Origin of the sequence: Endozoicomonas acroporae, from assembly GCF_002864045.1 — a bacterium.
GTDB classification, from domain to species: domain Bacteria; phylum Pseudomonadota; class Gammaproteobacteria; order Pseudomonadales; family Endozoicomonadaceae; genus Endozoicomonas; species Endozoicomonas acroporae.
The window spans coordinates 56,282-70,195 of sequence record NZ_PJPV01000045.1; the positions used below are offsets into that span (position 1 = coordinate 56,282).

A 13,914-nucleotide genomic window follows, 5' to 3' on the forward strand; every position below is an offset into this window, starting at 1 on the left:
TCAGGGAGAGTAATAACGATGACCGTTCAATTATCAGACCATCTAACCCTTGATGGTGTTTTGTATACAGTGACTGGCGCAGAACCTTATCCGATATTTCATCCAGATATGTTGGGAATTGAAGTATCCCCTATGGGTACCTGGTGTTGGGCTGGTTTTCTCGTTGAGTATGAATACAAAGAGGGTCAGCTTTTCGCCAGATCAATGAACTTAGGGGTCTTTGATGATGAGCCGTTGGTCAATGGCAGGAAGCCTGACCCGCGTCCAAAGCATGCTGGCTCGGCTCTTGACTTGACGCCTAACTTAATGCCTGGCCTCAGATACACCGACGTATGGTTGCCTCTCGAATATAGTGGTGAGGTGACTTTTGGAAGAGACTGGTGGGATTATCCGAGGCGTCGGTATTACGGCAGTGCTCGATCTGTTGATTTCAACGAGATCAAACAGGTTTTGTTCTTAGAAGGGAAGATTCAGAAAGTAACGAACATCTCGGAACGGTTCATTGAGGAACGGAACACACTGATTGAACAGGAAGAAGAAAAAAGAGCAAAAGAGTGGAGTATTAAGGAGCGTAGGCTACGGAGAGTCCGCTTTAAACGAAAGATTATGAAGTTTATTACCAGAAAGAAGCAGCCCATGGCTACCCATCTTTTTGACTAATTGGGCATAACTGAAATCAGAAATTACCGCCTGACTGGCGGTTTTTTTTCGCCTGAAAAAAAGGAAAACCGATGGCAATTAGCAACAGCGATGTAAAACTCTTCGAAAGTCAGCGCCTTAGCGATGAGGAAGACGGTGGCGGTCGGATCACTGGTAATGAGGTCATTGATGGCAACGTCAATAACCTGTTTCAGGATATTTCCAGAATCGACCGAACCATTGGTGATGTGGCTCTGCGAAAGGCGTTTATCGGGATCAGCACTGATAACAATGACATTTATCTCGGCAGTCATCTTATCTTGACTGAGCCTCCCAAAGACAAGAATGTCTCGGTTCTGCTGTTCAATACCGACAGTCAGACTGATGAACGCCTGGATGCCAGAGACCGGATCGAGAGTTATGTGGTTCCGGGCATTAAAGCAGCGTGGGAGCTGGTGGGCGATCAGCTGGAAGGGCAGCGATCCGTTGTCGGCTATCAGCGGGAGGAATCGGCGGTTCCTGAAATTGGCGAGGTCTATAAGCTGACAACGCCAGATGAGACAGTCAGCCAGTTCATCCGTATTACAGCCGTTGATTATTCCAATGAGATTTTTACCTATTTCACTGGAGCTGAGTATATCGATTTTACCCGGCGAAAGGTGGAGATGCAGATTAGCGCACCTTTGGTGACCAAATTTATCGGGGCATCTCCCGTTCCCGGCGAGCCGGAGGAGGCAACCAGCCGCATTCAGGAAACGCAGATAGCCGATACCAGCCGTTACTATGGCATCCAGTCTATGAGCGCCAACATTACCGCAGGCGACCTGACGGTAAAGGCTGAGAGCGTTTATGCGCCTTTGGTGCCGAGTGCCAAGGTGGAAAGCCCATTACTGGATCAATATGGCGGTTATACCGGCAAAACCATGGTGGCGACTTCGGCCAGTAGCCGATCAGTCAGCTGTCGCTTTGTTCATATCACTGGCACCCAGAGTCGCACCTATCTGCAGCGGGGTGTTTTGCCCGGAACCCTGACCCTATCGGTGGATGGCGGCACCTTTGAAGATAACGGCACAGGCAATCTGATCCATAAAAGCGGCACCAATAATTACAGCAAGCTGACCGTGGATTATGACCTTGGGGAAGTAAACGTCTGGCGAGTAAGCGGAGTTCTTTCGGCCTCCGGTAATGCGACTTATCAGCCAGCGGTGGGAATTACGGGCTCTGCGATCAGTGGTGCTATTCCCATCACTAACCAGAACCGGGGCTTCAACTACACCCTGAACATGGCTGAGGCCAAGCCAAGGCCGGGGACGCTGGTGGTCAGCTATATCGCTCTCGGCAAATGGCAGGACATCCGGGATTCCGGTAACGGCCAGATGATTGGTTCTGGAACTGGCACCATCCTCTTTGCAACCGGCTCGGCGGCAATTACCCTCGATGCTTTGCCCGATCCAGACAGTGCCATTGTTCTCAGCTATGTGGCACAAAATGATGATGAGGTAACGATCAGAACCGGCTCGGTGCCGGTGGATGATATGACCTTCCGGCATACTGTTCAGAAGCCCGGTATCAAGCCCGGTTCCATGACTGTGACGTATGTTTCATCCGGGGGGAATAAAACCCTGACTGATCAGGGCAATGGCCTGCTGACGGGCGATGGCAGCGGCGCTATTCATTACGCTCCCGGCGAGCTGAGTTTTAAGCTGGACAACCTGCCTGATAGCGGAACCGAAATACAGCTGACTTATGAAGAAGGCACCAGTGCTGGTGGCGAGGTTATTGTAACGGTGGATGATCTTGGCGTAATGAGCGGCACCATACCCGGAGCGCCTTTATTGCCCGGTTCTGTCCAGCTGCAATTTCTGGTTAAGCAGCTGTCCAATGTACCCAACGGCGCAAGGCTGGAGGATGATTGGACAACCTACCAGTCAACCAGAAACGTTGCCAAGCAGATCAGTGATGATACTTCGGGTGGCTGGCGGGGAGTGACCGGCAGCATTAATTACCAGACCGGGGCGTTCACTATTCTGGCATTGGAGAATTACAACTATCCAGAATGGCGGGTAAGAACTTATGGTGGGAATGGTCGTATCAGGGAGGTCGAGGTCACCAATGTACCCAAAGTTCAAACCTTTACTGGTAATACCATTACGGCCATTGCACAGGCCAGCAGTTTAAGTCATGCGCCTTATAATGAAAATATTACCTCGCCAGAGTTGACCATTGATCTGCTGCCCTTGATGGACAATACCGTTTTGCTCCCCGGCAGCGTGGTTTTTGAATGGAATGGTGAAACCTACTTTGACCGGGATGGCTCCCTCTATAAAAACCTGAGCACAGAAACCAATGCCGGTGTTCAGGTTGGCAGGGTCGATTACAGCGGCGGTCTGGCGGCACTGGCCAGCTATCCATCTGGCACTGTCAATACGGCCACCATTCAGGCAGCGGCCACCATCGGGGTCGGCTTTGGCATAAATGCGGTGGCTTTCCGTACTCCCGGTGCTCCTGTTCGGCAGGGCAGTTTGCAACTAACGGCAGTGCGGGTGGATACCGGGGATGTGATTACTGCGACAGCTGACTTTAATGGCGACTTCAGTACTTCAGAGGTAGCGGGAAACATCGACGTGACGACTGGCTGGTGTGAGATTGAGTTTACCGATGGAAACTCTCTTGAAAAGAAGCCAATCTACGTCATCCCGCAGAGTGTCCGTTACAACTGCGTGGTAGAAACCAGCCTGCCGCTCGATGCTGAACTGATCGGCCTTGACCCGGTACGTCTGCCTCCCGATGGCAAGGTTCCCATCTATCGAGCCGGGGATATTGTGGTTATAAGTCATACGGCAACCACCGAGATTGGTACGCCAACGACAGGTCAGGTGATTAACCTGGCTCGTGATCATCAGGCAGAAATAGTGGTGGAAGACAGCAGTGGTACTTTGCTGGCCAGCGATCAATACACCGTCGATAGAGAGGCAGGAACCGTGACCTTTGCCGATCCGTTGAGCCTGATTGATGCCGACAGTAGCCCGCTATCGGCACCCTATGCCATTAAGGATCGGGTGGAGCACATGAGCGTATTGAGCGATGTGCAGATCAATGGCGACCTGTCCATTATCTCCCCAGTGCCTTGGGATTTACCCGCAGGCGAAACCTCGGTCAGCAGTGCGGTGGTCTATGGCGATCTTCAGGCGAGAGTGAAAAACTTTTTCAGCCAGAAGGTATGGGATAGCGGCGATCCAAACTGGACGGATGACCGGGTTGGAGACCAGACAACTGCCCAATACAACTCCATCAACTACCCGGTAGAAGTGAGTAACAAAGGTGCCATTTACGGCAAGTGGGCGATTATCTTCACCAGCACGACTTCCTTCCAGATTGTTGAGGAAAAGCTCGGGATCATATCAACCGGCAGCACAACAACGGATACCGCACCCATTAACCCGGAGGCGGGAGTGCCTTATTTCACGATGAAAGCCGATGGTTGGGGCAGCGGCTGGTCAACAGGCAACGCTATCCGCTTCAATACCGATGGGTGCCTTGCGCCAGTTTGGATTTGCCGGACGGTGCTTTCAGGTCAGGGTACGGAAACAAACGATGACTTTACGCTACAGATTCGGGGGGATGCTGACTGATGCCTGTTACTTTTTATTCTTCAGATGATCCGGGAGCCCCAAAATTTGTTTATTCAGGGTCAAGCGGCAGCTATAAAATCGGAATTATTGATGTCTTGGATGCCATTCTTGTTAATGGCTATAGCGGCAAGACAGGTCTTGGCTGGACAAAGCTAATGACCAGTGCAGTTGCCGGGAGTGATCGCACCGTTTACAGAAATCAGTCAGCTTATGAATCGGATTGTCATTTGTTAGCCGAGAGCAGTCCAACTAATTCAGGCTGTTTTAAAATGCAGATTGCTGATGCTGTCACATCCCCTGAAGATTACTCTGGCTATAGTCAGGTAATTAATACTTATGTAAATGGCTACAAATGGATGGCTGTTGGCGATGAACGGAGTTTTATTTTCTTCGCATACTCTTCCTCTATGTACACAACCTTTAGCAGCAGCTTCAACTCTGTTATGCCTTTGTGTATTTACATTGGTGACGTTGATCGCTTAAACAATACGACACATATCGGTCATGCGTTGATTACGGATGTGATGCATTCAGGTACTATGGAAACTGTTACAAGCTATTCCAGCAGACCGTCTTTTTTTGATAATTTTTCAGAGAGGGTCTTAACTAACAAGACGATTCGGCCAGTAACACAGGTTCCCGGCGAAGAATGGTCTGAAAACAGCTGCTATCATTTTTTGACAAGCATTTTGCCTGACAATGCTGCTAACGCAGCTGGTGCTGGAAAAGATATTGCTTCATTTGAGCAGGCTGCACAGCTCCGTGTCCCTTGGTTTTTAGTAATCAATCAAGTGTACGTCTATCGTCTTCGGGGACTTTACAATATTTTCCCGATGCTTCAGCACAATGATGATAGTAGTAGGGCGCAGATGCTGAAGCCTCTTAATATAGATGGCATAGAATACAGGGGAACGAAGCAGAATGCTGATCGATATAATGGAGTTCCGATGTCTTACTACATTCAAACGTCAGGAGACTGGTAATGTTTACGGCATCATGGCATCTGTTCTCGGAAAAGCCTCCTGCTTATGCTAATCAAATCGTCGGGAAATTAACCGTTGATGGACTGCTTTATGAAGGGATCGTGTTTGCCCTTGCTGTAGGAAAACTGCAATATATCTCTGGCCAACATGTAAAAAACGGCAATGTTCACATTCAATCAATCCCGGAAAGGTACAGCACCAAAACCTTAAATCTGTTGATTTTTAAAGATGGTCGGGCGCTGGCCAGTGAGCCTGTTACTCCCGACAACGTGGTTGTCTATGATCTCGTCATCAGCACCAGCGGAGGCGGTGGTGCGCCAACCGGCGACCCTGCCACTATAACCGGCAAGGTAGAGCGGGTGCTAGACAATCAGGCCGAACCCGCAGCAAGGCAACTGGTGGCTATTGAACATAAGCCCGATGGTTCATGGGCGGTAACCGGCAATACGACCAGTGACGCTGAAAATGGCAGCTATACACTGGATGTGCTGACCGAAGGCGGGGATACCTTTGTGCTGGCGGTGGATGAATATGGTGTGCCTTTTACCGCTACCGCAGCAGTCGTTCAAGGGGACATCATCCATCCAACCATTCCCAATGGCCATGTTTACCGGGTTGAAGCAGGCGGCACCTTGCCAGCTACCGAACCGACATGGTGGATTGATACCGGCACCAACCATACCCGCACCATTGAAGGCGGTATATCCCTCCGGGCGTTTCCTTTCTATCGCCCATTAGTGCATGGCCATATCAAGGCGGAACCCTTGCCATGAGTTATGAGGTTCCCACCGACAGTGTCGATTTTCGGCTGACTGGTGCTTCCTATACTGTGTCATCGTCGGCTATTGCTGACTTTACTTTTGACGGAAGTCCGTCGTTTTATTTTGTACCGCCTCCCAGTGTGATTCGCCCTTATGGATGCCAATGGCAGGGTGCGCTCAATCGCCAGCAGGGCTTTTCTGCGGGCTATTCCAGCAGTCGGCCTGTTAGTACTACCCGGCAGCAAAGTAGTCAGCAGGCGAAGCCTCTGGAAGCCTCACCGTTTGGGGTGTTTTGGGGAGCCGTGGCTAAAAAGCAAGCTAAGATCAGTTTTAGTCACAGGCAGAGCCAGAAGAAAGAAGCGACAGCAGGAACCCGTTGGCAGCAGACTGAGCGGAAAGACAGCGGCAAGCTGAGTGCATGGGATAAAACCATTGAGGCGCAGGATCATAATCATGCCTCACCATGGAATCATCCTTCGGAGCGGGATAGCAATGTATCGGAGAGGATGCAGTCGGTTGATCTGTATGGTGCCAACGAAAGAAAAAGCCCTGCTTATATTTTTCCGCAGCAACCGCTTAACTTTACCTTCCGGGATAGGGAGTACCAGCCACAGGTAAATGGCTCGGTATTTTTCCAGATTGGTGCCTTTGACAAAGAAATCGCAGCTGTTCCTGTGGATAGCAAGCGGCGCTTTGCCTTTCAGAGCAACCGGGCCGAAGATCAGCCGGTTGTCCTGCCATGGGGCATCGGCCAGAAAGCCAAGGATGAAACGGTAACCGGCAACTATGGCGGCGAGACAGACCCGGTCGTTGTGGAAAAGCCGGAGCCGGAACAGCCAGAGATCAGGGAGAGTTATCTGCTTATGAACATCATCACCACTGTCGTTTTGCCTGCCCGGACACCGCTTGAACTGCCCTCAATGGAAATTAGCCTGGATATTGATAGCTTCTCATGGAGCTTTACCGGGCAGTTGTGGGGCGCTTCCAATATCGCACTGGTGGAACCGGACGAGAACGGTCCAAAGCAGATCGAGGTGGATATAAACGGCTGGAAATGGGTATTTATCATCGAGCGTTACAATACGGATAGACGCTTCGGGGCTGAACGTTACACCCTCTATGGCAGCAGCCGCACCCAACTACTCGCAGCGCCTTATGCGCCACAACGAAGCAAGAGCAACAGCACCAACCTCAATGCCAAACAGGCTATCATCGAAGAACTGGCCAATACCGGCTTTACGGCGATCTATCCTGACCTGAACGACTACAGCACACCGGATTGGATTATGCCAGGTGGCTCATTCAGCTATCAGAACCAGACCGCTATGCAGGTGGTGGCCAAGGTCGCTACCACAGCCGGATCAGTGATTATCCCCAGCCGTGATAATGACCAGGTGAGCATACAACCCCGATACCCGGCCAGCCCTTGGCACTGGAACACGGCCACTATGGATAAGATCATTCCTGCCAGTATGGTCATTAGCTTGAGCGCCAACTGGCGACCAGAGCAGGCTTACAATGCGGTCTATGTTTCCGGGACCAATGCTGGCGTGGCGGTCAACGTCAAACGAACCGGCTCCAATGGCGATAACCCGGCTCCCGATATTCTGGAAGACTGGCTCACGGAAACGCAGGTCAATACCGAGCGAGGCCGGAATGAGCTGGCTAAGGGTGGCAACCAGAGCATTACTACCATCGAGTTGCCATTGACCGACACTAATACAGCACCCGGGTTAATTGAGCCGGGAATGTTGGTCGAGGTTCAGGATATAACGCGAGACTGGCAAGCCCTTTGTCTGGCGACCAGTATCAGTGCCAGTGGCGTGGGAACCGTTATTCAATCGGTTGACTTAGAACGTCACTATTAGGAGTAGTTGTCCGAGGGGGCGAATTTCACCTGAGCTTTTCGCCTCGTATGAATAAGTAAGGTACAAAAAACTAGCACAGGGGGGCGAATGTCAACTACCAACATTTGGCAACGGTTCAAGGCTTTAATACCAGAAGGAGTACGGATTGTGGCTACAATTACTGGCCATAATGGCAATGGTACCAGTCAGGCAGAGTTACGTGATGGTTCCGTGATCACTGTAAAGGGCGAATCAATCTCTGTCGGACAAAAGGCATTTATCCAAGATAGTGAGATAAAAGGCACTGTGCCGAGTCTGGCAGAGTATGAGGCAGAAGTATAATAGGCAAGACCGGAGTGAACAATAATTACACTGCGCGGTCAAAAATCAGCAAGATGCCCTCAATGATTTCATATATGTTGGCAGTTATAGGAGCAAGCATCACGTAGAAGAGGATCCAGAACAGTAGCGATTTTGGCCAGACATCAGACATACCTAATGGTAAGGGTAGATAAATTAAATGAGTTCACGGACAGTAGAAAAAAACGATAGAATCAGAACCTTGATCCATGAACATAGCAACCTTTTACACTGCAGGGATGTTAAGAGAGATACTATGAGTAACGTCAACATACAACGTGCAGTCGATCATATTCCGGCGGGCTCAGGTGTCAACGTCTATACCCCTATTGTTGAATTGATAGTAAATGCGATTCAGTCCATTGAATGCAATGACAATGATAGTGGCCTTGTACAGATTGTTGTTCATCGTGAACAACAAGACGATCTGTTAGAGCATTCCACGCCTGCTGTTTGTGGCTTTACTGTTATTGACAATGGTGTAGGGTTCGACACTGAAAATCGAAACTCTTTCGATACACTCTATTCAGACCATAAAATCACTCAGGGGGGCAAGGGTTTTGGCCGGTTTACCTGCTTAAAATATTTTCAAACGTTTAATGTCAAGAGCGTTTACAAAGAAGGTGAGAAACTCTTTTGCCGACGGTTTGAAATGGGACGCCATAAAGACATCGTTACCAATGAGACGATTGAACCGTCTGATCAGCAGTACACTGGATCGGAAATTACCATATCAACCCTCAGAAACTGTAAATTTACTGACAAGCAGTTGAGTACCATTGCCAGGGTTATTGTGGAGCGCCTACTGCCCTACTTCTTTGATAAAAAGAGACAACTGCCTAAGGTTGTACTCCGTGAAAATGATGAGTCCAAACTATTCATACTGAATAATTATCTTGAAGGCCCTGGTGAGAATCTAATTTCTGAGGTTATGTCTGCAGGTGGTCAGTTCACCTTGGGACAAGGAGATTTTCGACAAGTATTCACGGCAAGAGTCTTCAAGTTTTACTCTCCAAGGGAAAAAACCAGTAAAGTCAGCCTGGTTGCACATCGTCGCGAAGTTACAGCGAACTCTTTACATAACTATATTCCAGAATTTATTGATGAGTTCTATGAAAAAGCGGTGGGTAAAGAAAAAACAGATAGAAACTTTATTATCAAAGTCTATGTTTCTGGTGAGTATCTTGACCAACATGTTTCGCTAGAGCGTGGTGGTTTTGATTTTCAGAAGGAAAAGAAAGATAGTGACTTAGACTTTGGGATTGCCCAGTCAGAGATTGAAGTGTCGGCAGCGGAACTGGCGATTAGCGCAGTGAGTAATGATGTCCAAGCTCGGAGAGAAAGGAAAACCCAGCGGATCAAAAACTATGTAGAAGAACAAGCACCTTGGCATCGAAGCTTGATGGGCAAGATTGATGTTACGGACCTGGCATACAATGCCACCGATGAGCAAATCGAGGGAAAACTTCAAAGCGAGAAATATCGATTAGAAGTTAAGACGCGTGGAGCCGTAAAACACCTCCTGGAAAGTGAAAAAACTGAAGATCTGAAGCATAAGACCTCAGAAATTGTACAAATGGTCTCTGATACCAGCAAAAATGATTTGGCTCATTATATTTCCATGCGTCGCAGTGTTATTGACATTTTTGAAAAAAGCCTGCAAACCGGTGATGATGGTAAGTACTCTTCTGAGGGTGTAGTGCATGACATTATTTTCCCCAGAAAAGGAGACAGTGACCAAACACCTTTTGAAGAGCATAACCTTTGGTTAATTGATGAACGCCTCAATTTTACCGAATACCTCTCCTCTGATATCCCTTTGGAAGGAAAGTCAGGTAGGCCAGATATTCTGGCATTTGATCACCGAATGGTTTTTCGGGGCGAGAATGAAGCCAGCAATCCTGTAACTATATTCGAGTTCAAGAGGCCACAGCGAGATGATTTTGCCAACCCATCTTCCAAGGAAGATCCTGTGCAACAAATTATTCGCTATGTTCGCAAGCTACGTGATGGAGAGTTCACCACACCTCAGGGTAGGGAGATACAGATTAACACCAATACCCCGTTCTATGGCTATGTTATCTGTGACTTAAACAAAAAGGTGAAGACTTGGTTGGAAGAAGAAAAAGATTTCAAGCCCCTTCCAGATCGACAGGGCTACTTCCGTTGGCATGATAGCCTTAATCTCTACACTGAGGTAGTCAGTTGGGATAAGGTGCTAAAAGATGCAATGATGCGAAACCGGGTATTCTTCCATCATCTTAAGATTTGACGTAGGACCTCCCCTCTCTCAATGGTGGGGAGGGGGTTATTGATACAAACAAAAATGATTTTCTCTTGTTCTTTATATTGGCTGTTGTAGCCTTGATTCGATTTCAACTCTCGTAGAGATAACTGCAAACAACATCAGTCCAAAGATATTTATCCTCTCCCGGCTCCACATTTTGTTCCTTGGCCCAATGTAAAGATATATCGTGTATGGTATCCAGGCTTGGCCCCATGCACGTATAGATTTCCCGCCATATTTTGTAATTCATTTCTGAATCAATATCATCAAATCTATAAAGTACATACTCTTCATTGGCTCTCTCCCAGTCTCCCTTATGCTTGATCACAAGATGAGACCAGATGGTTCTCACATTACCAATCCAAAAACGATCAGGCCTGAGCAAACAGGCTATTTCAGAGCCAACACTGATTTTGACATAAGGCATTCCTGCCTCCCAAATCAGTGCAGGAAGATCAGAGGTAGAGACACCATCTTGTGAAACGGTTTTTGCAAAATTAAAAATTGCTTGTGGCTTGTTATTAGATAATATGTATTCACTCAAACCGTGCTGAGAAGCACTAAAATTTCCGTAATTGTCTGTATAACCAACAGCTAGTTCTGCGTATTCTTTGGCCTTAGATCGATTAAAAAAATTATTTAAAGCATCTGAAACATTTTTTCTTCGATCATAGTCCTTCCTGGCCAAGTCAAGATCGATATTAAAATCAACTAAATAGTGTTCTTTCATCTAAAGAGACCATAAAAAAAAGCACATCCAACCTAGTTGATGTGCATGAAAAGGACAAATTCTAACAAGCTTACTTTTTAATCATCTCTATATAATTCAACGGTTTTGCCAGAACCTGGATACCATCAGCACTACCGGTTTCAAAAATAGACTTCCAATAGTCATAGTTTCTTTTTCCAGAGAAAACCGTAGTAGCCATAGATCGATCTTTCCAAAGTGGCAACTGGCTCAGATTAACAACGAAGTTTTCAATATTTATCCATAACTGGTCATCAAACTGAGTCTGGAAGATTTTATTATCATCAAGCATTTTTCCCATATTGTAGAAATAGGCAGAAATCACCCGCTTCAATATCTGTATCCAGTTATAGATAATTAATCATGAGGTAAACCCCCGGCTATGCCGGGGTGACTCGCATAGGCTTGGCCGAGGCTACGGTAGGCTCTTTCGAGTGATTTTCTTGATTGTCTATTGTGCTGTTTCAGTCAGGTTGTTGAGAATTGATATGTGCTCAATGTGGGGCGCGCCCGAGGGCGCAATAATAGCCCTTTGAGGGCGTCCCCTAATAAGCTTCCGGCTATGCCGGAAGTCATTTAACTTCTTCCTTGCTGATTCTATAGGCGATCAGGTGATCATCCGTAATATCTCTATCCTTCTTATCGGCAATCTTTTGCTCTATTCTGTGGGTGCCCAGTTCTGGCTGAAACTTATTAATATAAAGGGTTTCCGCAATGATGCTGAGAATTTTTGCAATCTGGTTGATTTCCAGGTTTCTTGGATTGAGCCCTTCATCCGCTTTATCATCGATTGGTCTGTTAAGAATTACCTTGGAATTGACAAAGGTAGACAATATCGACTTATCAAAAGCACTGTAGGAGATGGGTAACTCCTTAGCCTTGCCATCGAAATCAATGTAGTCTTTTAGTTTATTGTCTTCATGCCGGGTAATGGAGTACTTGATTGCATCAATAATATACTTCTTGATTTTGACACCATCGCCTTTGAAAAAGTCCACCAGCTGTTGCTCGGAGAACGAATAATCATCAGCCTGCATTTGATGGACAATCTGATACTGTTTAACCCTTTCTGAATAAAGTGTGCTGTTCAGCTGTCTCATGATCGACTTGTCAAAAGCGATCTGTCTCAAAGTACTGCCAGCATTGGTATTGGTTTCTGTCAGGCGATCGATGTTTGGCTTTATAAATATCCTGGTAACAACCCGCTTGCTGCCGAGTAGTATTTGAGCAACTGCCTTATGCTGTCCATCAAATATTTTCAGCTTATTATTGTCTATTCTGGCCAGACAGAGATGCAACTGTGGATTGCCTTTATCAAACTCTTTAATCAGCTTACCAATGCTATTATTGATCCCTCTTGGGTTGATGATTTCATCATGAAACAAGTACTCAACAGGAACATCAATAAAGCATGATTTCTCACCAGACAGCTGGTCCTGAAAAATTTTCGTCGTGTAGCTTTTGTTATCGCCCATCAGGGAAAATGAATATTTCAGTTCGCCATCATTCTCAACATACTTGAAGTCATACTTTGAGCCATCATAGTAACTGAGAACATCCTTAAGGGATGCAGACTTGCCATTCTCAGCTTTGGTCTTTTCCTGTATCTTGCTCAGTCGCTGCAAGATTTTGGCAATCTTCAGGTTGGCATCCTGCTTCGATTTATTGCAGGACTCATGAGTCAGGGCAAAGTTGGCTTCAGAATCTTTGCCTTTACTGGCTAAAGGCACAATATGGTCAATATTGGTTTCATGAATCTGGAGATCAATTTCACTCTCACAGATAAAACACTGACTATTCTGAATATTCCATAGTTGCTCGGTCAGTTCGCTATATTGATCTTCTGATAACGAAGCAAGATATTTTGATCCCATATCAATCCTAATATTTATCATCTGATAAGGAAGCAGCTACTCTTGGCTTGCCCCCACGTATTTATAAGTGGATGACTCAAAACCCACCAAAACATCATGTTTTATCGGCTCTTGATCAGTGAACATAAAATCCTTTCTAAGCCAATAAACTACCTCTGCACAACCTCTGTAAGCTTTTAAATGCTACAAATGGATGAATAAACAAAAAACACTAAATACTTACCTGTCATGATTCCTGGCAAGGAAGTTATAACTCAGCTCGCAAGTGTAATTCATTAAATCAAAAATAGAGTAAGTGCTTATAAAATAACGTAAATCTGATAGCTCAAAATCACAGTTGCTTGGTAACTTAATGCAGCTAAAGTGGACTAAATTAATATCTTGGGATTCTATTGGAGGAAAACCAAAATAAAATTCACTACTCTCAATAATGTTCCAGGCCAGTTCTTCATTGGATACGTTTTTATTAGTACCTTCAAGAGATGGAAAAGAACTCTCTATACTATCCAGTAAGTTATCTGGGTCATCCTTTCTATCGTTTTCAATCAATTTTATTATTTTCTGATAATACAGTGCTGCATATTTTTCCCTGGATAGATAACTACCACTTTCTGTTTCAACAAAATAGAACAAATATCCCCTAGGATCATCGATACAATCAAAGTACTGCTCAGGCTCTGGAACCCAAATATTGTCAATATTAAACATCACTTGAAAACCAGTGTATAAATTCATTCACCAATGCCGAGAAGCAGCTAAACACTTACACTTATCGACATTGGT

11 protein-coding genes are annotated in these 13,914 nt (G+C 46.4%); 7 read left to right on the forward strand and 4 right to left on the reverse strand.

Annotated elements, in window-relative coordinates; all coding sequences use genetic code 11:
- Window positions 1-18: 18 nt before the first annotated feature.
- The 7 genes from CX664_RS07430 (at window position 19) to CX664_RS07460 (ending at window position 10,494) form a co-directional block, all read left to right on the forward strand.
- Complete coding sequence (locus tag CX664_RS07430) at window positions 19-660, forward strand: hypothetical protein (protein ID WP_101746125.1); 642 nt, start codon at window positions 19-21, stop codon at window positions 658-660.
- A 71-nt stretch (window positions 661-731) separates the two neighbouring features.
- Window positions 732-4,271, forward strand: a complete 3,540-nt coding sequence (locus CX664_RS07435; RefSeq protein ID WP_101746126.1) for a hypothetical protein — start codon at window positions 732-734, stop codon at window positions 4,269-4,271.
- On the forward strand, window positions 4,271-5,254 hold the full coding sequence (locus tag CX664_RS07440) for a hypothetical protein (RefSeq protein ID WP_101746127.1): 984 nt from the start codon (window positions 4,271-4,273) through the stop codon (window positions 5,252-5,254). The genes CX664_RS07435 and CX664_RS07440 overlap by 1 nt, the downstream gene beginning before the upstream one ends.
- The gene (locus CX664_RS07445; RefSeq protein WP_101746128.1) at window positions 5,254-6,027 is read left to right on the forward strand and encodes a hypothetical protein; all 774 of its coding nucleotides are present in this window, start codon (window positions 5,254-5,256) and stop codon (window positions 6,025-6,027) included. The genes CX664_RS07440 and CX664_RS07445 overlap by 1 nt, the downstream gene beginning before the upstream one ends.
- On the forward strand, window positions 6,024-7,883 hold the full coding sequence (locus CX664_RS07450) for a hypothetical protein (protein ID WP_101746129.1): 1,860 nt from the start codon (window positions 6,024-6,026) through the stop codon (window positions 7,881-7,883). Before CX664_RS07445 ends, CX664_RS07450 begins: the two co-directional genes overlap by 4 nt.
- A gap of 147 nt (window positions 7,884-8,030) precedes the next feature.
- Window positions 8,031-8,204, forward strand: coding sequence for a hypothetical protein (locus tag CX664_RS26275; protein ID WP_180966414.1), 174 nt, complete (start codon window positions 8,031-8,033; stop codon window positions 8,202-8,204).
- Window positions 8,205-8,478: 274 nt separating this feature from the next.
- Window positions 8,479-10,494: an ATP-binding protein gene (locus CX664_RS07460; protein WP_101746131.1), complete on the forward strand. Its 2,016-nt coding sequence runs from the start codon at window positions 8,479-8,481 to the stop codon at window positions 10,492-10,494.
- Window positions 10,495-10,597: 103 nt separating this feature from the next.
- Here CX664_RS07460 and CX664_RS07465 read toward each other — a convergent pair whose 3' ends face one another.
- The 4 genes from CX664_RS07465 to CX664_RS07480 all read right to left on the reverse strand — a co-directional run bounded on the left by CX664_RS07465 (window position 10,598) and on the right by CX664_RS07480 (window position 13,839).
- Window positions 10,598-11,239, reverse strand: a complete 642-nt coding sequence (locus tag CX664_RS07465) for a hypothetical protein (protein WP_101746132.1) — start codon at window positions 11,237-11,239, stop codon at window positions 10,598-10,600.
- 70 nt (window positions 11,240-11,309) lie between these two features.
- The gene (locus CX664_RS07470; protein ID WP_101746133.1) at window positions 11,310-11,591 is read right to left on the reverse strand and encodes a hypothetical protein; all 282 of its coding nucleotides are present in this window, start codon (window positions 11,589-11,591) and stop codon (window positions 11,310-11,312) included.
- A gap of 238 nt (window positions 11,592-11,829) precedes the next feature.
- Window positions 11,830-13,131 (reverse strand): HNH endonuclease, encoded by a 1,302-nt coding sequence (locus CX664_RS07475; RefSeq protein ID WP_180966415.1) that lies wholly within the window; start codon window positions 13,129-13,131, stop codon window positions 11,830-11,832.
- Window positions 13,132-13,350: 219 nt separating this feature from the next.
- On the reverse strand, window positions 13,351-13,839 hold the full coding sequence (locus CX664_RS07480) for a hypothetical protein (RefSeq protein ID WP_101746135.1): 489 nt from the start codon (window positions 13,837-13,839) through the stop codon (window positions 13,351-13,353).
- Window positions 13,840-13,914: the final 75 nt, after the last annotated feature.